This window comes from Micromonospora tulbaghiae, assembly GCF_900091605.1.
GTDB classification, from domain to species: domain Bacteria; phylum Actinomycetota; class Actinomycetes; order Mycobacteriales; family Micromonosporaceae; genus Micromonospora; species Micromonospora tulbaghiae.
In genome coordinates this window covers 262,525-283,757 of sequence record NZ_FMCQ01000009.1, presented here as the reverse complement: position 1 = coordinate 283,757, position 21,233 = coordinate 262,525, and the positions used below count along the sequence as shown (strand labels likewise).

Annotated in this window: 19 protein-coding genes; 14 read left to right on the top strand and 5 right to left on the bottom strand. The window is 72.8% G+C overall.

Features of this window, described 5'->3' with window-relative positions; all coding sequences use genetic code 11:
- Positions 1-154 precede the first annotated feature (154 nt).
- The 3 genes from GA0070562_RS24885 (at position 155) to GA0070562_RS24875 (ending at position 4,479) form a co-directional block, all read left to right on the top strand.
- A complete protein-coding gene (locus GA0070562_RS24885) occupies positions 155-1,192 on the top strand; it encodes a coiled-coil domain-containing protein (protein WP_091426594.1) in 1,038 nt (345 codons plus the stop codon).
- 60 nt (positions 1,193-1,252) lie between these two features.
- Entirely contained in the window at positions 1,253-2,785 is a 1,533-nt protein-coding gene (locus GA0070562_RS24880; protein ID WP_175438869.1) for a fused MFS/spermidine synthase, read from the top strand.
- A 71-nt stretch (positions 2,786-2,856) separates the two neighbouring features.
- Entirely contained in the window at positions 2,857-4,479 is a 1,623-nt protein-coding gene (locus GA0070562_RS24875) for a serine/threonine-protein kinase (RefSeq protein WP_091426587.1), read from the top strand.
- Between the two features lie 115 nt (positions 4,480-4,594).
- Here GA0070562_RS24875 and GA0070562_RS24870 read toward each other — a convergent pair whose 3' ends face one another.
- A complete protein-coding gene (locus tag GA0070562_RS24870; protein WP_091426585.1) occupies positions 4,595-5,263 on the bottom strand; it encodes a potassium channel family protein in 669 nt (222 codons plus the stop codon).
- Positions 5,253-6,587: a TrkH family potassium uptake protein gene (locus GA0070562_RS24865; RefSeq protein ID WP_091426583.1), complete on the bottom strand. Its 1,335-nt coding sequence runs from the start codon at positions 6,585-6,587 to the stop codon at positions 5,253-5,255. The genes GA0070562_RS24870 and GA0070562_RS24865 overlap by 11 nt, the downstream gene beginning before the upstream one ends.
- 106 nt (positions 6,588-6,693) lie before the next feature.
- On the opposite strand from GA0070562_RS24865, the gene GA0070562_RS24860 reads away from it, so the two are divergent.
- On the top strand, positions 6,694-7,812 hold the full coding sequence (locus GA0070562_RS24860) for a glycerophosphodiester phosphodiesterase (protein ID WP_091426579.1): 1,119 nt from the start codon (positions 6,694-6,696) through the stop codon (positions 7,810-7,812).
- Between the two features lie 266 nt (positions 7,813-8,078).
- Here the strand turns inward: GA0070562_RS24860 and GA0070562_RS24855 are convergent, their stop codons facing one another.
- A complete protein-coding gene (locus GA0070562_RS24855; RefSeq protein ID WP_091426578.1) occupies positions 8,079-8,306 on the bottom strand; it encodes a GntR family transcriptional regulator in 228 nt (75 codons plus the stop codon).
- 277 nt (positions 8,307-8,583) lie between these two features.
- Here GA0070562_RS24855 and GA0070562_RS24850 point away from each other — a divergent pair, with 277 nt between their 5' ends.
- The 6 genes from GA0070562_RS24850 to GA0070562_RS24825 all read left to right on the top strand — a co-directional run bounded on the left by GA0070562_RS24850 (position 8,584) and on the right by GA0070562_RS24825 (position 14,145).
- Complete coding sequence (locus tag GA0070562_RS24850; protein WP_091426575.1) at positions 8,584-9,786, top strand: substrate-binding domain-containing protein; 1,203 nt, start codon at positions 8,584-8,586, stop codon at positions 9,784-9,786.
- 3 nt (positions 9,787-9,789) lie between these two features.
- Positions 9,790-10,533 (top strand): ABC transporter ATP-binding protein, encoded by a 744-nt coding sequence (locus tag GA0070562_RS24845; RefSeq protein WP_091426571.1) that lies wholly within the window; start codon positions 9,790-9,792, stop codon positions 10,531-10,533.
- Positions 10,533-11,261 carry an ABC transporter ATP-binding protein gene (locus tag GA0070562_RS24840; protein ID WP_091426569.1) on the top strand — a complete coding sequence of 243 codons (729 nt, stop codon included), beginning with the start codon at positions 10,533-10,535 and terminating at the stop codon, positions 11,259-11,261. The genes GA0070562_RS24845 and GA0070562_RS24840 overlap by 1 nt, the downstream gene beginning before the upstream one ends.
- Entirely contained in the window at positions 11,258-12,148 is an 891-nt protein-coding gene (locus GA0070562_RS24835; RefSeq protein WP_091426567.1) for a branched-chain amino acid ABC transporter permease, read from the top strand. The genes GA0070562_RS24840 and GA0070562_RS24835 overlap by 4 nt, the downstream gene beginning before the upstream one ends.
- Entirely contained in the window at positions 12,145-13,263 is a 1,119-nt protein-coding gene (locus tag GA0070562_RS24830) for a branched-chain amino acid ABC transporter permease (RefSeq protein ID WP_091426565.1), read from the top strand. Before GA0070562_RS24835 ends, GA0070562_RS24830 begins: the two co-directional genes overlap by 4 nt.
- A 132-nt stretch (positions 13,264-13,395) precedes the next feature.
- Complete coding sequence (locus GA0070562_RS24825; RefSeq protein ID WP_091426562.1) at positions 13,396-14,145, top strand: SDR family NAD(P)-dependent oxidoreductase; 750 nt, start codon at positions 13,396-13,398, stop codon at positions 14,143-14,145.
- A 54-nt stretch (positions 14,146-14,199) separates the two neighbouring features.
- On the opposite strand, the gene GA0070562_RS24820 is transcribed toward GA0070562_RS24825, so the two are convergent.
- The gene (locus GA0070562_RS24820) at positions 14,200-15,024 is read right to left on the bottom strand and encodes a hypothetical protein (RefSeq protein ID WP_091426560.1); all 825 of its coding nucleotides are present in this window, start codon (positions 15,022-15,024) and stop codon (positions 14,200-14,202) included.
- Between the two features lie 141 nt (positions 15,025-15,165).
- Here GA0070562_RS24820 and GA0070562_RS24815 point away from each other — a divergent pair, with 141 nt between their 5' ends.
- The 4 genes from GA0070562_RS24815 to GA0070562_RS24800 all read left to right on the top strand — a co-directional run bounded on the left by GA0070562_RS24815 (position 15,166) and on the right by GA0070562_RS24800 (position 20,618).
- Positions 15,166-17,061, top strand: a complete 1,896-nt coding sequence (locus GA0070562_RS24815; RefSeq protein WP_091426558.1) for an AfsR/SARP family transcriptional regulator — start codon at positions 15,166-15,168, stop codon at positions 17,059-17,061.
- Positions 17,058-19,178: a RecQ family ATP-dependent DNA helicase gene (locus GA0070562_RS24810; protein WP_175438864.1), complete on the top strand. Its 2,121-nt coding sequence runs from the start codon at positions 17,058-17,060 to the stop codon at positions 19,176-19,178. Before GA0070562_RS24815 ends, GA0070562_RS24810 begins: the two co-directional genes overlap by 4 nt.
- Before the next feature lie 146 nt (positions 19,179-19,324).
- The gene (locus tag GA0070562_RS24805) at positions 19,325-19,555 is read left to right on the top strand and encodes a heavy-metal-associated domain-containing protein (RefSeq protein ID WP_091426553.1); all 231 of its coding nucleotides are present in this window, start codon (positions 19,325-19,327) and stop codon (positions 19,553-19,555) included.
- A complete protein-coding gene (locus tag GA0070562_RS24800) occupies positions 19,548-20,618 on the top strand; it encodes a hypothetical protein (protein WP_091426551.1) in 1,071 nt (356 codons plus the stop codon). Before GA0070562_RS24805 ends, GA0070562_RS24800 begins: the two co-directional genes overlap by 8 nt.
- A 26-nt stretch (positions 20,619-20,644) precedes the next feature.
- On the opposite strand, the gene GA0070562_RS24795 is transcribed toward GA0070562_RS24800, so the two are convergent.
- On the bottom strand, positions 20,645-21,064 hold the full coding sequence (locus tag GA0070562_RS24795) for a helix-turn-helix domain-containing protein (protein WP_026268433.1): 420 nt from the start codon (positions 21,062-21,064) through the stop codon (positions 20,645-20,647).
- Positions 21,065-21,233 lie beyond the last annotated feature (169 nt).

Below are 21,233 nucleotides of genomic sequence, written 5' to 3'. Positions count from 1 at the left end.
CGTCGACGTCGGACCCCGTACGCCGTCGCCGGCCTGGCGTGTGGCGCGTGGTCCGGTATCGTGACCGGCGGTCTCCGCCAGCAGGCCGCCGTCCGGCGCCGGCGGAGACGCCGCTCGGTGTGCGGGGGCCGGCGGTCGACGGAAGGACCATCACGTGCCCAGGACCAGCCCTACCGGCCGGCGCGTCCGGCGGTCGCTGCTCGCCGCGCTCGCCGCGGTGGCCGTGCTGCTCGGCTCCGGCGTGGCCGCCGGGCCGGCCGCCGCCGTGCCCAGCCCGAACGCCCCCAACGAGGGCGGCAGCAAGCAGTTGCGGGCGGCGTTGGAGGCGGCGGCGAAGGGTCACATCGAGGCCCAGAACAAGCTGGAGAACTCCAAGCGCCGGCAGAAGGCGCTCGCCGCCCAGCTCACCGACATCGAGGCACGCCTCGTCGGGCTCAGCGAGCAGGCCGGCGAGGTCGCCGCGCAGTCGTACCGGATGGGCCGGCTGACCGCAACGTCGATGCTGCTGGCGAGCGCCGACCCGAACGACTTCCTCAAGCGCGCGGCCGAGCTGGACGTGATGGCCCAGCGGGACAGCAAGCGGCTGCGGGAGCTGGCCGACGCGAAGGCGCAGGCGGCCGAGGCGAAGCTCGCCATCGACGCCGAGGTGCGCGAGCAGGCCAAGCAGGTCGCCGTGCAGGCCCGCAAGAAGAAGGACGCCGAGGTGGCGCTGGCGAAGGTCAGCTCCGGCGCCGGGTCCGGGTTCAACGGCACCTCCTCGTCGGCGAGGCCCGCGCCGCGCAACTCGGACGGCTCATGGCCGTCGGAGTCCTGCTCGGTGGACGACCCGACGCCCGCGTCCGGCTGCATCACGCCGCGCACGCTGCACATGCTCCAGCAGGCCAAGGCGGCCGGTTACAAGCGCTACGCCTCGTGTCACCGCAGCGGAGGCGGCGGCGAGCACCCCAAGGGCCGGGCCTGCGACTTCTCCGCCGCCAGCGGCGGGTTCGAGGACAAGACCGCCACCGGCGGCGACAAGGCGTACGGCGACAGCCTGGCCGCCTGGGCGAAGAACAACGCGAACCGCCTCGGCATCATGTACGTCATCTGGTATCGGCAGATCTGGATGCCGAACACCGGCTGGCGCGCGTACAGCGGCGGCGGCAGCCCGGCGGCGGACCACACAAACCATGTTCACATCTCGATGTATTGACGCGGCCCGCCGGCGGCGCTGCGTACCATCGCCACGGTGAGCAGCACATCGTCCGACGTCATGGCGGAACCGGCGGCCGACGCCCCGGTTCCGCCGCGGGCCCTGCCGAACGGGCTCGCCGCGTTCCTCGTCTTCTTCTCCAGCGGCGCGGTGCTGGTGCTGGAGACCGTCTCGTTGCGCCTGGTCGGCCCGTACGTCGGGGTGACGCTCCAGGTGACCAGCTCGGTCATCGGCATGGCGCTGGCCGCGATCGCCTACGGGGCGTGGTTCGGCGGGTGGCTCGCCGACCGGCGCGACCCGCGCACCCTGCTCGCCCCGGCGCTGGTGCTGGCCGGCATCGCCACCGCGGTCACGCTGCCGATCGTCAGGTACGCCGGTGAGGTGCTGCGTGGCGGCGCGGCGAGCGCGGTGCTCCTGCTGACCGCGCTGACGGTGGTGCTGCCGGCGGCGCTGCTGGCCGGGATCACCCCGCTCGTGGTGAAGCTCCAGCTCGCCGACCTGCGCCGCACCGGCCAGGTGGTGGGCAAGCTGTCCAGCATCGGCACGCTCGGCGGCATCACCGCCACGCTCGGCACCGGCTTCGTCCTGGTGGCCGCGCTGTCCAGTTCCGTCATCGTGCTCGGGCTGGCCGCCGCGCTCGGGGTGACCGGGCTGGCGCTCGGTGTCTGGCTGCGACGGCAGGCGGGTGCCGGCGGGCCGTCCACGCCGGGCCGGGTCAAGGCCGCGCTGGCGTTGCTCGGTCTCGCCGCCGCCGGGCTCACCGCCGCGGCGCCGAACCCGTGCGACGTGGAGACCGCGTACCACTGCGCCCGCGTCGAGGTGGACCCGTCGTGGCCGCAGGGACGCACGCTGTACCTAAACTCGGCCGAGCACTCGTACGTCGACCTGAACGAGCCGAACCACCTCAAGTACGCGTACACGCAGTGGATCGGCCTGGTCGCGGACGTGGCGCGGCCGGCGAAGCAGCCGATGGACGCGCTGCACCTGGGCGGCGGTGGCTTCACCGTGCCGCACTACCTGGCGGCGACCCGGCCCGGCACCGACAACCTGGTGTTCGAGCTGGACGGCGGCCTGGTCGAGCTGGACCGGCGGGAGCTGGGCCTGCGTACCGGCCCGGGGATGCGCGCCGAGGTGGGCGACGCGCGGGTGCTGCTGCGCGGCGAGCCGACCGACAGCCGCGACTTCATCGTCGGCGACGCGTTCGGTCACCTGGTGGTGCCGTGGCACCTGGCCACCCGGGAGATGGCCGCCGACATCCGACGGGTGCTGCGCCCGGACGGGATCTACGTGCAGAACGTCATCGACTACCCGCCGGGCCGGTTCATCCGGGCCGAGCTGGCCACCGTGAAGGCCGAGTTCGCGCACGTCGCGCTGATCGCCCCGCCCGGCGCGATCGACGGGAAGCAGGGCGCCAACTTCGTGATCGTCGCCTCGGACGCGCCACTGCCGCTGGCCGCGATCCCGCCCGGGCTGAAGCTGCTGCCCGAACCGGCCGGGTTGATGGACGAGGCGGCGGTGACCGAGTGGGTGGGCGACGCGATGGTGCTCACCGACGACTACGCACCGGTGGATCAACTGCTGGCGACCGCCTGAACGGGTGACTTTCCTGACCGATTCCGACCGCTGAGGTGTACGAGGGTCGACTTCGGGCAACAGGACCGACCATGGGTGGACCGGTCAGGAACGGCGTGCAACTGCTCGGCGAGCGATACCGGTTGGTCGAGCAGCTGGGTGCGGGCGGCATGTCGGTCGTCTGGCGCGGCTACGACGAGGTGCTGGGCCGGCAGGTCGCGGTCAAGGTGCTGGCGTCGCGGCTGGCCAGTGACAAGGCGTTCCGGCACCGGATCCGGGTGGAGGCGCAGGCCGCCGCGCGGCTGTGCCACCCCAACATCACCAACGTGTACGACTACGGCGAGTCCGTGCAGGTCGGCCTGACCGTGCCGTACGTGGTCATGGAGCTGGTCGACGGCGGTCCGCTCAGCGGACGGCTCGGCCGCGACGGGCAGCTTCCCTGGCGGGAGGCCATGACCATCGGCGCGGAGGTCGCCTCGGCGCTCGCCGCCGCGCACGCCCGGGGCGTGGTGCACCGGGACGTGACCCCGGGCAACGTCATGCTGACCCCGACCGGGGTGAAGGTCGTCGACTTCGGCATCTCGGCGCTGGTGGGGGAGAGCGACAAGGGGCCGGACGGCGCGCTGCTCGGCACGCCCGCGTACCTGGCGCCGGAGCGGCTGGACAACGGCCACGTCTCGCCGGCCACCGACGTGTACGCGGTGGGGCTGCTGCTCTACCGGATGCTGACCGGTCGCCTGCCGTGGCAGGCCAGCACCACCACCCAGATGCTGCGCGCGCACATGTACCGCGACCCGGACCCGATGCCGCCGGTGCCGGGCCTGCCCGAGCCGGTGGCCGCGCTGGTGCAGCGGTGCCTGGCCAAGCGCCCCGAGGACCGCCCGGCGACCGCCGAGGTGGCCCGTACGCTCGCCGAGGCGGCCGGTATCGCGGCGATCGTGCCGGTGTCACCGGCGTTCGGCCGAATGGACCCGGCGCTCGCCGAGAACGCCGGCACCACGATCCTGCCGTGGTCGGCGGAGACCGACGCGCTGCCGTTCTCGGTGGTGCGTACGCGCACGAGGCGGGCGGTGGCGCGGCGGCGCAAGGTGGAGGCCGGGGTGGCCGCCGTCGGACTGGTCGCGGTGACCGCCACGCTGTGGGGGCTGACGTCGCGCAGCCCGGCCAGCGGCGGGGTGGAGCCGACCGAGGCGCGGATGAGCCTGCCCGAGCCGATCCCCTGTGCTGTCGACTACTCGCTGCGCCGCGACACCGGCAAGGAGTTCTCCGCCGAGCTGACGCTCACCAACACCGGCGACCGGGAACTGCGCGACTGGACCATGAACTTCACGTTCCCCGGCAAGCAGACGGTCACCACGTCCCAGCCCACGGCACGTCAGGCGGGGCGTACCGTCTCGATCGCCGCACCGGCGACGGACGCGGCGCTGGCCCCCGGCGCGTCGACGAAGCTGACGCTGGCCGGGCGCTACACCGGCAGCAACACGCTGCCCGTGGAGTTCACGCTCGGCGACAGCACCTGCGGCGTGCAGGTCTCCGGCATCGCCGGCTCGGCGCCGACCACCGCGCCGCCGGTCAAGACGCCGGTCAAGCCGGCCACCAAGACCACCGCGAAGACCACCACCAAGAGCGGGCCGGCGAAGGCGAAGCCGGCGAAGCCCAAGGCCGCGCCGAAGCCCCCCAAGGGCAAGGAGGGCCCGAAGGGAAAAGCAAAGTAGACCGGCCGAAGGGGGGTGAGCACGGCAAGGGCAAGGGTCCTGGTCCCAAGAAGGGCTGACGGTCAGGTCGGCGCGGCGGTCAGGTCAGCGGCTCCGGTCAGGTCAGCGGCTGCGGTCAGGTCAGTGCGGAGAAGCGCTGCACCTGGGAGATGCCGCCCTCCACGATGAGCACGCTGTCCGCCTCCAGCACCGTGTCCGGCCCGGCGTAGCGGAACGGTTCCCCGGGCTGCTTCTCACCCACCACCATCACGCCGTACCGGTCCTGTGGGGCGATGTCGCGCAGCGACCGCCCGACCAGCGGTGCCGGCACCTTGATCTTGGCGATGGCGAAGTCGTCGTCGAACTCGATGAAGTCGAGCATCCGGCTGACGATCAGGTGCGCCACCCTCTCGCCGGTCTCCGCCTCGGGGAAGACCACGTGGTGCGCGCCCACCGAGTGCAGGATCTTCGCGTGCTTCTCCGAGGTGGCCCGCGCCCAGATCTGCTCGATCCCCAGCTCGGCCAGCGCCAGTACGGTGAGTACGCTCGCCTCCAGCGACGCGCCGATCGCGACCACGACCCGGCGGAAGTCCGCCAGCCCGAGCTGTCGCAGCGCCACCTCCTCGGTGCTGTCGGCCTGCACCACCCGGTCGAGGTCGGCCGACCAGTGCTGGACCCGGACCGGGTCGTGGTCGATCGCCAGCACCTCGTAGCCGAGCCGGGACAGGGACTCCGCCAGGCGCCCGCCGAACCGGCCCAGGCCGATCACCGCGATGCCGGTCTCCTCCGGATGTCTAGCCGACAATGGGTTGCTCCTCCGGGTAGCGGTACAGCCGTCGACGGGTGTTCAACGCGATGGCCGAGCCGAGCGTGAGCGGCCCGATCCGGCCGATGTACATGAGCGCGGTCAGCACGTACTGGCCCGGCGGGGAGAGCTGGCCGGACACCCCGACGGTCAGGCCGGTGGTGCTGAACGCGGAGGTGACCTCGAACAACGCGGCCGAGAACGAAATGTGTGAGGTCAGCGCGATCAGGCCGACGGTCCCGCCGGCCACGAGCGCCACGCTCAGCAGCGCCACGGTCAGCGCCTGGCGCTGGCTGGCCGCCGCCACCCGGCGTCGCCCGACAGTGGTGTCCGGCTCGCCCCGCAGCTCGGCCCAGATGGCGAAGCCGAGCAGGAAGAACGTGGAGACCTTGATGCCGCCGGCGGTGCTCGCGCTGCCGCCGCCGATGAACATCAGGCCGATCAGCATGGGGTAGCTCTCGTCGGTGAGGTGCCCGACGTTCACCACGTCGAAGCCGCCGGTACGGCTCAACGCGATCTGGGTGAACGACGCCAGCAGCTTGCCCGGCACGTCGAAGGTGCCGATCGTGAACGGGTTGCCCCACTCGGCCATCAGCAGGTAGGCGACGCCGAAGACGGTCAGCACCACGCTGCCCCAGACGGTCAGCTTCGTGGCGACCGCCCAGCGTTCCGGCTGCCGCCACTCGCGTACCGCCTCGAACAGCGCCGGGAAACCGAGCCCGCCGATGATCGCGCCGATGCTGAGCGGCAGCGCCACCCAGCCGTCGCGGGCGAACGCGATCAGGCCGTCGGAGTAGAGCGCGAACCCGCCGTTGTTGAACGCCTGGACCGAGTGGAACACGGCCGACCAGAGCGCCCGGCCCGGCCGGTAGTCGTACGCCAGGAACAGGCGCGTCGCGATCACCGCCGTCATCAGGGCCTCGGTGACGAAGACGGTCGCCGCGATGCGCAACAGCAGCCGGCGTACGTCGCCGAGGCCGAACTCGGCGGTCTCCGCCTGCACGAGCAGCCGGTTACGCAGGCCGAGCTGGCGGGAGACCGCCAGGATCACCAGCGACGCCCCGGTCAGGATGCCCAGACCGCCGAGCTGCGTCAGCACGGTGATCATCACGAGCCCGAAGCCGTTCCAGTAGTTCGGGGTGTCGGTCACCGCCATCCCCGTCACCGACACCGCCGAGGTGGACGTGAACAGCGCGGTGACGAACGGGGTGTACCGCTGCTCGCTCGTGGCCCAGGGCAGCATGAGCAGGCCGGTGCCGACCAGGATCACCGCCAGGAACCCCAACGGCACCAACCGCACGGGCTTCCGGAGCAGGCGGCGCATCCCGTCATCTTCCGTCCGGAGATTCACCGGCAGGTCAGGAACCGACCAACTGGCGGTCAACCACGCCCGGTCTGCTGTGCGTACCCATCGACGACAGGAGACGGCGTTGCGACGTACCCTTTCCGCCCTCGGCGTGGCCGGCGCGCTGCTTGCGGCGGCCGCAGTGGTGGTGCCGGCAGTGGCCGCCCAGGCCGGCCCGGACCACCGCGCCGAGCGTGCCCCCGTGGCCCAGCGACCGATCGTGATCGGACACCGGGGCGCGAGCGGCTACCGCCCGGAGCACAGCCTTGAGGCCTACCGGCTCGCCATCCGCCAGGGCGCCGACTTCATCGAGCCGGACCTGGTCTCGACCAGGGACGGCGTCCTGGTCGCGCGGCACGAGAACGAGATCTCCGGTACGACCGACGTGGCCGCCCACCCCGAGTTCGCCGCCCGCAAGGCGACGAAGACCATCGACGGGGCCACCGTCACCGGCTGGTTCACCGAGGACTTCACGCTGGCCGAGCTGAGGACGCTGCGGGCCAAGGAGCGGCTGCCGCAGGTGCGGGTCGCCAACACCGCTTTCGACGGCAGGTTCGAGATCCCGACGTTTCAGGAGGTCATCGACCTGGCGCGGGCCGAGTCGAAGGCCCGGGGCCGGACCATCGGCGTCTACCCGGAGACCAAGCACCCGACGTACTTCGCGTCGATCGGCCGTGCCTTGGAGGAGCCGCTGGTCGCGGTGCTGCGCCGCAACCGGCTCACCCACCGGAACGATCCGGTGTTCGTCCAGAGCTTCGAGACCGCCAACCTGCGCAAGCTCGACAAGATGATCGACGTACGGCTGGTGCAGCTCATGGACGCCGGCGGCGCGCCCTACGACTTCGTCGCCGGCGGCGACAAGCGGACCTACGCGGACCTGGCCACGCCCGCGGGCCTGGCCTGGATCTCCCGGTACGCCGACGGCGTCGGCCTGAACAAGAACCTGATCGTGCCCCGGGACACCACCGGACGGCTGCTCGCGCCGACCTCGGTGATCCGCGACGCGCACCGGCAGAAGCTGGTGGTGCACGCGTGGACGTTCCGGGCCGAGAACCAGTTCCTGCCGGTGGACTTCCGGATCGGCACCGACCCGAACGCGCGTGGTGACATCACGTCCGAGTACGAGCTGTTCCTCGACCTGGGCCTGGACGGCGTGTTCAGCGACCATCCCGACACGGCGGTGGCCGCCCGAGCCGGCCGCTGACGCTGGTCCTCTTACGGGGTGCCCGCCGCTCCGGCGGGCGCCCCGTTCGCTTGCCCGGGTCCGTCGCGCTCGGCCGCTCCCCGAGATCTTGGTACGAAACGGCCCCCTGAGGGGCCCTTTCCTACCAAGATCTCCGCTGGGCGGCGGGCTCTTCGTCGATCTTGGAGTTGTGGCACCTGACGAATCGCCCCTAGTTGGACATCCTGGGCGCCACAACTCCAAGATCGATGAGCCGGGGCCGGTTGGGCCCGGGTGGGGCTGGTGGGTCAGGCCGGGGGTTCGGCTACGTAGGTGCCTCGGCCGGGCTGGCCGGTGATCAACTCGCGATCGTGCAGCAACGACATCGCCCGGTAGGCAGTGTTCATGTGGACGCCGTAGGTCTCGGCCAACTCACGGGTTGAGGGCAGCCTGTCGCCCGGCTTCAGCTCGCCACTTCTGATCTTCGCGGCGATGTCGTTGGCGATGCGGCGGAACGGTGCTTCTGCTGTGGGCATGGTGGGGACTCCGGTTGGTTCGGCGACTCCGCTCTCGCTCTGCCTACAGGGGCACTGCGACAGGTCGCGCGATGGCGTGGGGCGACATTCCCGGCGGGGTGCGCGTGGCGAGTGCGGCCATCCCGGGTCGGTGCGGTTACGTGTCGATGTCCGGCGTTGTAACGTGCGGCCACCCCGTCACAGGCACTTGTGTGCGCCGACCACATAGCCCGTGGGTGACGTCACTTCTAGCGTGAGCCGACAACTGACATTCCCCCTGTCCTCACCTGGAGTCGCAATGACGATCCGGCACACGCGACGGGTGTTCCTTACCGCCGCCACCTCGGTGGCGGTCGCTCTGGCCGCCACGGCCTGTGGCAGCCCGCAGGACACCGCATCCGGCGGCGGCGACGCCGCCCCGGTCAAGGTCGGTCTGGTCTACTCCCAGTCCGGGCCGCTCGCCAGCTACGGCAAGCAGTACATCGAGGGTTTCAAGGCCGGCCTCGACTTCGCCACCAAGGGCACCGGCAAGGTCGGTGACCGCACGATCGAGGTGTCCGAGGCCGACGACGCGGGCGACCCGGCCAAGGCCGTGTCCGCCGCGAAGGACCTGATCGGCAAGGGTACGAAGATCATCGCCGGGTCCACCTCCTCCGGGGTGGCGCTCCAGGTGGCGCCGATCGCCGCGCAGAACAAGGTGCTGTTCATCTCCGGTCCGGCCGCCACCGACGCGGTGACCGGCGCGAACAAGTACACGTTCCGTTCCGGCCGGCAGTCCTGGCAGGACGTGGTGACCGCCCGGTCGTTCATCGGCGACGCGGCCGGCAAGAAGGTCGTGGTGTTCGCGCAGGACGGCGCGTTCGGCGACGCCAACGAGGCCGCCGTGAAGGCCGTGATCGGCGGCGCCGGCGCGAACGTGAGCAGCGTCCGGGCCCCGGCCAGCGCCACCGAGTTCACGCCGTTCGCCAGCCAGATCAAGGCCGCCAAGCCGGACCTGCTCTTCGTCGCCTGGGCCGGCACCACCGCCGGCGCCATGTGGCAGACGCTCGACCAGCAGGGCGTCCTCGCCTCCACCACTGTCGTCACCGGCCTGGACATCCGCGCCTCGTGGCCGACGTTCGGCGCGGCCGGCAGCAAGATCTCGTTCCTGTCGCACTACTTCGACGGCGCCAGCGACACCGAGGCCGCCAAGGCCGCGAAGGCGAAGGTGCCGGGCGGCACGCTCGACCTGTTCCACCCGGACGGGTTCGCCGCCGCGCAGATGGTCGTCCGCGCCGTGCAGGAGGGCGGCGACGACGTGGAGAAGATGGTCAAGGCGCTCGAGGGCTGGGAGTTCGAGGGCGTCAAGGGCACCATGAAGATCCGCGCCGAGGACCACGCCCTGCTCCAGCCGATGTACCAGGCCAAGCTCTCCGGCAGCGGCACCACCTTCACGGCGACCGCGCAGAAGTCGCTCACCGGTGACGAGAGCGCGCCGCCGGTCGCGCAGATGAAGGGCTGACCGATGCTCGCCACCCGCGGTCTGACCTGGCGGATCGGTGAGGTCGCCATCGTCGACTCCGTCTACCTCGATCTGGCGCCGGGGGAGTTCCTCGGCGTGATCGGGCCCAACGGCGCCGGCAAGACCTCCCTGTTCAACCTGATCACCGGCCTGCGCCGGCCCACCGAGGGCACGGTCCTGCTCGACGGCGCGGACATCACCGCGCTTCCGCCGCACCGGCGTGCCCGGCTCGGACTGGGGCGTACCTTCCAGGCGTCCTCGGTCTTCGGCTCGCTGAGCGTGCGGGAGAACGTCCGGCTCGCCGTACAGGCACACCGGGGTGGCTCGATGAAGCTGTGGCGGCGGGCGGCGGCCGACCGGGAGGTGGCCGCCGCCGCCGACGCGGCGCTCGACCGGGTCGGCCTGCACCACAGGGGTACGGCGCCCGCCGGCACCCTGGCCCACGGCGAGAAGCGCAAGCTGGAGATCGCGCTGCTGCTCGCCGGTGAGCCCCGGGTGATGCTGCTGGACGAGCCGATGGCCGGGGTGAGCGCCGAGGACGTGCCCGAGCTGGTCAGCGTGATCAAGTCGTTGACCGGGGACAGCGGCCGGGCGGTGCTCATGGTGGAACACCACATGGACGTGATCCTGGAGCTGGCCGACCGGATCGCCGTGATGCACCACGGCGCGCTGCTGGCGTGCGACACCCCGGACACCGTGATGGCGAACGCCACCGTGCAGGAGGCGTACCTGGGGGAGGCCCTCTAATGGTGGAACCTGTCCTGTCCGTGGCGGACCTGTCCGTGCGGATCGCCGGGCTGCACATCCTCCAGGGCGTGTCGTTCGAGGTCGCGCCGACCGGCGTCACGGTGCTGCTCGGGCGCAACGGCGTCGGCAAGACCACCACGCTGCGCGCGATCGTCGGGCTGACGCCGCGCGGCGGCGAGGTGCGCGGCTCCGTGCGGATGGGTGCCCGGAGCCTCCTGGCCCGCCCCACCCACCGGCTGGTCCGCGACGGCCTCGGCTACGTGCCGGAGGACCGCTGCGTCTTCGCCGCACTCACCGTCGCGGAGAACCTGCGGCTGGCCGAACGGCGGGGCGTCACGCCCGCGTACGACAAGGTCTTCGCGCTTTTCCCGGAGCTCGAGCGGCGCGGACGGCAACGGGCCGGTTCGCTGTCCGGCGGGCAGCAGCAGATGCTCGCGATCGGCCGGGTGCTGCTGAACGACAACCGGCTGCTGCTGGTCGACGAGCCGACGAAGGGGTTGGCGCCGAAAGTGGTGACCGAGGTGGCCGAGGTGCTGGAACGGGTGGCGGAATCCGTGCCGGTGCTGCTGGTCGAGCAGAACCTGGCGGTGGTACGGCGGCTGGCGACCGACGCGGTGGTGCTCTCCGCCGGGAAGGTCGCCTGGACCGGCGACGCCCAGGAGTTGCTGCTGGAGACGGCGCTGACGAAGTCGCTGCTCGGGGTGGGTTCGGCGGAGGTGCACTCGTGAACACAGTGGTTCTGCTGACGCTGACCGGGCTGGGCCTGGCGGCGCTGTACTTCCTCGTAGCCTCCGGTCTCTCACTGGTCTTCGGCCTCGCCGACGTGCTCAACTTCGCGCACGGGCTGTTCCTCGGCGTCGGCGCGTACGCGACCTGGTGGGCCTCGGGCAACCTGCCCGGCGCCGGACCCGACGGGTTCGGCTTCGTGCTCGCTGTCGTCTTCGGGGTGCTGGCCGGTTCGCTCGTCGCGGTACTGGTCGAGCTGGTGCTGATCCGGCCGCTCTACTCCCGCACCATCGAGCAGGTGCTCGTCACCGTCGGCCTGTCGCTCGCCGGGGTGGCGCTGCTCCAGGCCACCTGGGGCGCCGACCCGCGGCCGTTCCCGCGGCCCGACTGGAGCCGAGGTGTCACGTCGGTGCTCGGCGCCCAGGTGCCGAACGCCGGGCTGCTGCTGATCGTCGCCGCCGCGGTGGTGCTCGGCGCGCTGCTGGCGTTCCTGCGCTGGACCCGGTACGGCCTGATCATCCGGGCCGGGGTGGAGAACCGGGAGATGGTGACGGCGCTCGGCATCGACGTGCGGAAGGCGTTCACGCTCGTCTTCGCGATCGGCGGGGCCGCCGCCGCGCTGGCCGGTGCGCTCGGGGGCGTCTACTTCGGCACCGTCTCGCCGGGGCAGGGCGGCTCGCTGCTGATCTTCGCGTTCATCGTGGTGGTGATCGGCGGGATGGGCTCGGTGGTCGGGTCCGCGTACGCGGCGGTCGCGGTGGGGCTGCTGCAACAGTTCGTCAACTACTACGGCACGTCCGGGCTGGGCGACCTGTGCGTGGTCGGCCTGCTCGCCGTGGTGCTGCTGCTGCGTCCGCAGGGCCTGGCCGGAAAGGTGGCTCACGCATGACCGAGGTCAAGAGCGCCGAGGCGCCGGCACCCCCGGCGGCGGTGCCGGACGAGCTGACCCCGGGCCGGGCCCGCTGGCACGGACTGCGCCCGTACCTGCCGCTCGTCGCGCTGGTGGTCGCGGCGATCCTGCCCTACTCCACACTGCACCTGCCGGGGATCTTTGAGGGGCCGCTGAACTCGCCCGGCACGCTGCAACTGCTCGCCATCTGCCTGGTGTTCGGCGGGCTCGCGGCCGGCTACGACCTGCTGTTCGGGCGTACCGGAATGCTCTCCTTCGGCCACGCCCTCTACTTCGCCGCCGGGGTGTACGGGACCGACATCCTGGTCACCAAGGCCGGGCTGCCGCTGTGGCAGGCCGGTGTGCTGACGGTGATCGGCGGGACCACACTCGCCGCGCTGCTCGGCGCGGTGGCCCTGCGGACCGTCGGCATCGCGTTCGCCATGGTGACGCTGGCGTTCGCGCAGGTCGGGGCGATCCTGGTGGCCCGCGACTTCGGCGGTCTCACCGGCGGCGAGGAGGGCCTGCCGCTGGACGTCTCAGGGCTGCCGTCGGCGCTCGTCGGTGTCACCAACACGGTGAACCTGTACTGGCTGGCGCTGGCGTACCTGGCGATCGTGGTCCTCGTGGTGCACCGGGTCAGCGGCTCGCCGACCGGGCGGGTGCTGGCCGGGCTGCGCGACGACGAGCGGCGCATCGGGGTGCTGGGGCTCGACCCGTACCGGTTCAAGCTCGTCGCGTTCACGCTCGCCGGTGGCCTCGCGTCGGCCGGCGGGGTGGTCTACGTGCTGATCGTCGGCGGCGCGAGCCCGCACATCACCTCGTCGGAGCTGACGCTGTCGCTGCTGGTGATGGTGGTGCTCGGCGGTCCCGGTACGCGGTGGGGGCCGGTGCTGGGCGGCGTCCTCTACATGTACCTGGACCACCGGCTGACCGCGTTCGGCAGCAGCGAGGCGGTGAACAGCCTGCCCGCGTTCCTCAGCCACCCGCTGAGCCAGCCCCTGTTCGTCCTGGGCACCGTCTTCATCCTGGCCGTCTACTTCTTCCCGGGCGGCCTGGCCAGCCTGAGATCTCGCCTGGCCCCCCTCCTGACCGCCATCCGCCGCTCCCGCTGACCCCTCTCGCCTCTGCCCCACCCCTGCCCCGGCGATCATGAAGTTAACGCCGCGACACGCCGTGCCCGATGGCGCTAACTTCATGATCGCCCGGGGCAGGGCCGGGGACGGGACGCGGGAAGGGGAGACCTCATGGGGGATCGGCGGCTTGCGGTTGTCAGTGGGGGTGGGACCGGGATCGGGGCTGCGGTGGCGCGTGGGCTCGTCGCGGACGGGTTCGACGTTCTTGTCGTCGGACGGCGCATCGACGTGCTCGACTCGGCGGCGCGGCGGATCTGTGACGAGAGCGGGCGGGACGGCGCGGTCACTGCCGTCGCTGCCGACCTGACCGATCCGGGGCAGGTCGGGGCGGTGGTGGACGCCGTCGGGGAGCGGGCCGTGGACGCGGTGGTCAACAACGCCGGCGGTTACCTCAGCGGGCCGACCGACTCGCTCGGCGGGGTGGCGGACTGGTGGCGGGCCAACCTGGACGCCAACGTGCTGACCGCCGTCCTGCTCACCGAGGCGCTCCGGCCCGCCCTGCGCCGTCCCGGCGGCCGGGTGGTCCTGCTCAGCTCGATCGCCGCGCAGCGCGGCGGCGCCGGGCCGTACTCGGCCGCGAAGGCCGCGCTGCACGGCTGGGCGTACGACCTCGCCGCCCAGCTCGGTCCGGAGCAGATCACTGTGAACGTGGTCAGCCCCGGCTACGTCGCCGAGACCGAGTTCTTCGGCGACCGGATGACGCCGGAGGGGCACGCCAAGCGGGTCGCCGCCACGCTCGTCGGCCGGGCCGGTGTGCCGGACGACATCGCGGCGGCCGTGCGCTACCTGGTCGGCCCGTCCGCCGGGTACGTCACCGGGCAGGTGCTCGGCGTCAACGGCGGCTCGGTGCTCGGCCGCTGACGCGACGAAGGGGCGGCGGCCCCCCGTGTGGCCACCGCCCCTCGTACGTCGTGGTCAGCCGTTGAGCATCTCGTACGCCGTCGCCGGCGCCTTCTGCACCTGCGCGCCCGTCGGCGCGCTGATCTTCGGCGCCTTGCCGAAGTCGTAGTACTTGGCGACCACCTTCATCGCCTTCTTCTTGCCCGCGGCCGGCATCTGCAGGGTCAGCGAGGTGAGGTTCCCGTCCGGCCCGACCACCGCGGTGAACGGCACCTTCTTCGCCGCGTCACCGAGCGCGTCCACGTCCACCGTGGTGAAGCTCTCGCGGATGTCGGCGTTCGCGGTGAGGTCGGCGAACCCGGCGTACGTGCCGTCGCCCCGATCCTCGACCGTCTCCGCGGTCCGGATGACCGCGGCCATGTTGGCCGGGTCGGCGTTCTGGTAGACCGGCACGTCGGAGGCGTCGTCGAGCTTGGTGCGGTCCAGGAGCATCCAGCGCTTCGGCAGCTTCATCATGTCCTGCAGGCCGGCCATGCCGGTGATCTTGACCCGCATCCAGATGTCCTCGTCGATCACGCGGAAGGTCATCCCCATGGTGAACTCCGGGTCCTTGCTCTTCTCCGACATGGACAGCTCGAGGCCGCGCGCCGCCGGGTCGACCACCCCGTCGAACTTGTCCGCGCCCTCGATGGTGGTGAACCGGAAGGCCGGGTCCTTCTCGTCCGGCACGGCGGCCAGCAGCGCGGCCTTCGGGTCGGCCGACGGGCTGGGCGCCGCTCCGGTGCCCTCGGTGGCGTCCCCGGTCCCGCACCCCGCGGACAGGACGGTGGTGGCCAGCACAGCCGTCGCGAGAGCCGCGATCCGCCGGAGGCTCGCGGCGGAACCGATTCGCTGCGTCATGGTGTTCGACTCACTTTCCCAGGTGATTGTTGCCGGGTAAGTATCGGCAGCCGTCACGGCGGCCTCGCTGCCGTTATGCTGCCGTCCGACTGCCGTCGGCCATGGTGGGCGGGGGCAGTCGGTACGGGGGCGGAAACTCGCATGTCAGAGGCGCTGCGCTTCGAACTCCTCGGCCCGCAGCGGGCCTGGTACGCCGGCCGTCCGCTCGATCTGGGCCCGGCCAAGCAGCGGGCCGTGCTGGCCGTGCTGCTGCTCGCCGCGGGCCGTCCCGTGCCGACCGGGCAGATCGTCGAGGCGGTCTGGCCGGACGAGGCGCCGGTCAACGGCCTCAACGTGGTGCAGAAGCACGTGGCCGGTCTGCGCCGGGTGCTGGAGCCGGACCGGTCGCCGCGTACACCGGCCCGGGTGCTCACCCTCACCGACGCGGGCTACCTGCTGCGTGTACCGCCCGAGGCGGTGGACGCGGCGCGCTTCGAGCGGGGCGTGCGGCGTGCGCGGGCGGCACAGGCGGCCGGACGTACGGCGGAGGCGCTCGCCGAGGTGAGCGCCGCGCTGGAGCTGTGGCAGGGGGAGCCGTTCACCGGGTTCGCCGGCGCGTACTTCGAGACGGCCCGGCACCGGCTGGTGGAGCTGCGCGCCGTCGCGCTGGAGACGCGTACCGAACTGGAGCTGGCCGACGGCCGGCACGGCGAGCTGGTCGGCCGGCTGGTCGAGCTGGTCGCCGAGTTCCCGGTCCGGGAACGGCTGCGTCACCAGCTCATGCTGGCGCTGCACCGCAGCGGACGGCAGGCCGAGGCGCTGGCCGCCTACCGCGAGTACGCCGGGCTGCTCCGCGACGAGTACGGCATTGAGCCGGGCGGGGCGCTCCAGGATCTGCACCGGCGGATCCTCCGCGCCGACCCGGACCTCCTGGCCGGGGCGCGTCCGGAACGGGCCGGGGCGGGCGAGAGATGGGCGGGCGACCCGGAGCCGATTCCGGCCGCCCCCGAGGCGCCGGCCCAGCCGCCGCCCACGAACCCGGCCGAGCCGCCGCCCACGAACCCGGCCGAGGCATCGGCCCGGCCGCTGCCCGTGAACCCGGCGGGTGCCCCGCCTCCGCCCACCGCCCCGCCTCCGCCCACCGCTCCGGCGGCGGCCTCGGCCCAGCTCACCGTTCCGGTGCAGTTCACCGTCTCGGCGCAGCCGGGCAGTCCGTACCCGCCGCCACCACCCGGTGAGTCGCCGACCAGCGTGCCGGCCTGGGTTTCGCCGCCTGTCGCACCGCTGTTCGGCGCCGTACCGCCGTCCAGGCGTCCGGCCGGTGTGCCCGGATGGTTGAGCGTCGTCGCGACGGTGGGCGGTGCGTTCACCGCCCTGCTCTCGTTCGGCATGCTCACCTGGCTGGTGGTGCTGCTCTACGGGATCTGGCGGCGGGGCTGGGGCAGCGTCCTCGCCGCGGTCTACTACCTGACCGTTGCCGTGACGTTCGTGGTGGTCGTCGGCGGCAGCGAGACGGAGGAGGTCAGCGGACCCGAGGGTGCCGTGATCCTGATCTGGCTGACGACCTGGGTGGCGGGCGTCCCGCACGTGGTGCTGCTCAACGGCCGGCTGCTCGCCTGGCTGCGCGGCCTCTGGCGTGGCCGGCCGTACGCCGACCGCAACCGGCTGCGCCGGGAGTACGCCCGCTACCTGCTCTACCAGTACCCGTCGGCCCGCGACGATCTGCGCATCGGGCGCCCCGACCTGCCCCGGGCGTACGACGACGGCGGACTGGTGGACGTCAACTCGGTGCCGGACCAGGTGATCGTCGGGCTGCCGGGACTGACCCGGTCGCAGTCGCAGCATGTGGTGGTCGACCGCCGGATGCGCGGCCCGTACACGTCGATGGAGGAGCTGGCCTCGCGGTGCCTGCTGCCGGCGGCGGCGACGGACTCGTTGCGCGAGCTGCTGATCTTCCTGCCGCCCGCACCGGCGCCCGGTCCGCCGCCCGCACCGGCGCCCGGTCCGCCGCCCGGTCCGCCGGTGACGTCGGCCGTGCCTGGTAGAAATGCCGGATGAGCCAGGATCGGATGGCCGTCCGGGAGCGCGCCGAGGCGGTGCTGCGGCGGCTGGCGGGTGACCACGCCCGGCTGCGCGAGGACCAGTGGCGGGCCATCGAGGCGCTCGTGGTCGACCGGCGGCGGGTGCTCTGCGTCCAGCGCACCGGCTGGGGCAAGTCGGCCGTCTACTTCGTGGCGACCGCGCTGCTGCGGGAGGGAAAACAGCACGGGCCGACGGTGATCGTCTCGCCGCTGCTGGCGCTGATGCGCAACCAGGTCGAGTCCGCCGCCCGCGCCGGCATCCGGGCGCGCACCATCAACTCGGCGAACCTGGACGAGTGGGACGAGATCACCGCCGAGATCCACGCTGGCACTGTCGACGTGCTGCTGATCAGCCCGGAGCGCCTGAACAACCCGGACTTCCGCGACGGGGTACTGCCGAAGCTCGCGGCCACCACCGGGCTGCTGGTGGTGGACGAGGCGCACTGCGTCTCCGACTGGGGGCACGACTTCCGCCCCGACTACCGGCGGCTGCGCACGTTCCTGGCCAACCTGCCCGAGCGCACGCCGGTGCTGGCCACCACCGCCACCGCCAACGCCCGGGTCACCCAGGACGTGGCCGAGCAGCTGGGCGACGCACTGGTGCTGCGCGGCACGCTGGACCGCGAGTCGCTGCGCCTCGGCGTACTCGATCTGCCGAGCCCGGCCCACCGCCTGGCCTGGCTGGCCGACCACCTGGACCGGCTCCCCGGCTCGGGGATCGTCTACACCCTCACCGTGGCGGCGGCCACCGAGACGGCCGAGTTCCTTCGCGGCCGGGGCTGGTCGGTCGCGTCCTACACCGGGCAGGCCGAGGACGCCGACCGGCGGGCCGCCGAGCAGGACCTGCTGGACAACAAGATCAAGGCGCTGGTCGCCACGAGCGCGCTCGGCATGGGCTTCGACAAGCCCGACCTGGGCTTCGTCGTGCACCTGGGCGCGCCGCCCTCGCCGATCGCCTACTACCAGCAGGTCGGCCGCGCGGGCCGGGCCGTCGAGCACGCCGAGGTGCTGCTGTTGCCCGGCGTGGAGGACGCGGCGATCTGGCGGTACTTCGCCTCGCTCGCCTTCCCGCCCGAGGAGCAGGTCCGCGCCGTGCTCGCCGCGCTGGACACCGAACGGCCGATCTCCACCCAGGCGCTGGAGCCGGTGGTCGACCTGCGCCGCGCCCGGCTGGAGCTGATGCTCAAGGTGCTCGACGTGGACGGCGCGGTCCGCCGGGTGCGCGGCGGCTGGCTCGCCACCGGCGAGCCGTGGGTCTACGACGAGGCCCGGTTGCGGCGCGTCGCCGACGCGCGCGCCGCCGAGCAGCGGGCCATGCGGGAGTACGCCTCGACGTCCGCCTGCCGGATGCGCTACCTGCGGGAAGGGCTGGACGACACCGGGGCGCAGGACTGCGGGCGCTGCGACAACTGCGCCGGCCCGCTGTTCGACGCCGCTGTCTCCGAGGCGGCGCTGACCGCCGCGCAGACGTTCCTCGGGCGCCCCGGCGTGCCGATCCCGCCGAAGAAGCTCTGGCCGACCGGGTTGGAGGCGGTCGGCGTACCCCTGAAGGGCCGCATCCCCCCGGCGGAGCAGGCGCTGCCCGGCCGGGCCGTGGGGCGCCTGTCCGACCTGGGGTGGGGCGGGCGGCTGCGCGGGCTGGCCGGGCCGGAGGCGCCGGACGGCCCGGTGCCCGACGACGTGGTGGCGGCGGTGGTCGAGGTGCTGAAGGCGTGGGCGCACGGCGACGACCCGTGGCCCCGGCGGCCGGCCGGCGTGGTCGCGGTCGGCTCCCGGACGCGACCGCTGCTGGTCGGCTCGCTGGCCGAGCGGATCGCCGCCGTGGGCCGGCTGCCGCTGCTCGGCCAGGTCGAACCCACCGGCCCGGCCGGGGCCGGCGGGCCGCGGGGCAACAGCGCCCAGCGGGTACGCGCGCTGCACGACGCCTTCCGCCTGCCGGACGAGCTGGCCGGCGCGCTGCCGGGGCTGGACGGGCCGGTGCTGCTGGTGGACGACCTGGTCGACTCGGGCTGGACGATGGGCATGGTGGCGCGGCTGCTGCGCCGGGCCGGTGCTCCGGACGTGCTGCCGCTGGCGCTCGCGGTGGCCGGCTGACCCGTTCCCGGCGTGCGCGGGTTCCCGGCGGTGTGTGCCGAGTTTCCGGCCTGCGCGGAAAGTTCCCGGGCCGGGCGGAATGCGAGCGTCACCACCGTCGGCGGACCGTCGTCGGGCCCGCACCCGGACGGCGGTACCGTGGGGTCATGACCGAGCAGCGACCCGTCGTCCAGACGTACACCGTGACCGGGATGACCTGCGAACACTGCGTCAAGGCGGTGACCGAGGAGCTGTCCGCGCTGCCCGGTGTCGACGAGGTCCGCATCGATCTGACCAGCGGTACCGCCACGATCACCAGCGCGGCGCCGCTGTCCGTCGAGTCCGTGCGTGCCGCCGTGGACGAGGCGGGTTACGAGCTGGTCGGCGGCGGTGCCTGAGTCGTCGTCCGTCACGTCCGGCACCGGCGTCGTCCCCGACGACTCCGAGGCCGGCTCCGACGCCCCCGCGACGCGGTCCGGGGACGGCGCGGTTGGCTCGACCGGGGCGGCTGCGGCCGGTCCCGTCGCTGTGGACCGGGAGACGCTGCGGCTGGCCCTGGTGGTGGGCGGCCTGGTGCTCGCCGTCCTGCTCGGCTTCGGCCTCGGGCGGATGAACGCGTCGGCCGGCCCGGCCCGGCCCGGCGGTGCCACGGCCGGCGGGGTCGCCACGGGCGGCGCCGACGGCGGTGCGCACGCCCACTCACCGGGGACCGGCGCGCACACGCACGACGGCGCCACGGTCACCCAGGGCGGCGGCGACGGCGCGACCGGACTGTCGATCACCTCGGCCGGCTACACGCTCGTGCCGTCGACCGAGCTGGTCGCGGGCCGCGCCGGTGAGCTGCGCTTCCAGATCCGCGACGACCAGCGCCGGGCGGTCACCCGGTTCGCCGTCGTGCACGACAAGCCGATGCACGTGATCATGGTCCGGCGTGACCTCGGCGGTTTCCGGCACCTGCACCCGACGATGGCCGCCGACGGCACCTGGTCGGTGCCGATCACGGCACCGGAGGCGGGCCCCTGGCGGATGTACGCGGACTTCACCGCCGTGGCCGACGACGGTCGCCAGGTCGCCGTGGTGCTCGGCGCCGACCTGGCCGCGTCCGGCGCGTACCGGCCCCGGCCGTTGCCCGCCGCCGCCACGTCGGCCGCCGTCGACGGGTTCACCGTCGCGTACGCCGGCACTCCGGAGGTGGGGAAGTCGGTGCCGCTGCGGTTCCGGCTCACCGGCGCGGGCGGCGCGGCGGCGGCGCTGGAGCCGTACCTCGGGGCGTACGGGCACCTGGTGGCGTTGCGCGAGGGCGATCTCGGCTACCTGCACGTCCACCCGGAGCCGGTGCGCGACGGCGACGACGTGACGTTCTGGCTGACCGCGCCCGGGCCGGGCAGCTACCGGATGTTCCTGGACTTCCAGGTCGGCGGCGTGGTGCGGACCGCCGAGTTCACGCTGACCGTGGCCTGAGTCTCGGGCCGCTGCCGGCCGGCCGTTCAGCCGGCCCGGCGGACCGGGCGGCGGGCCAGGTAGCGGAGCAGATCGCGGATGTGGTGCTTCTCCTCGGCGGGCACGTTCGGGTCGGCGAGCCGATCCAGGATCACCCGCACGTCGGCCTCCACCGGGCCGTCCTCGGCACCTCGGCGGCGGGGCACCGGCCCGGCGTCGGGCAGGCCCAGCGCGCGGAACGCGGCCGCCACGGGCAGGTCGAGGGCGGCGCAGAAACCGCGGACCTTCGCGAGTTCGGGGTAGTCCTGCCAGTCTCCGGCCAGCCAGCGGAACACTGTGGAGCGGCCGACACCGGTGTGGGTGGCGAGGTCGGTCACCGTCCAGCCGCGCTCTTCACGCGCGGCGTCGATGGCCCGGCGTACGAAGCGCGCGAAGGCCATCTGTGGCGAAACGTCTGCGGAACCCATCCCTGGTGGATCTGTCCCCTTCCTCCGGTGGCCCGGCTCGCGCACCGAGCCTAGTACGCCGGACCGGAGAAGTAACTGACTGATCGGTCCGGAGGTCCCGTCGGCGAGACCCGCAACTACGGAAGTTTGCTTCGGGCAATGCGCTTCGGGTAATAACCTGAAGGAACCC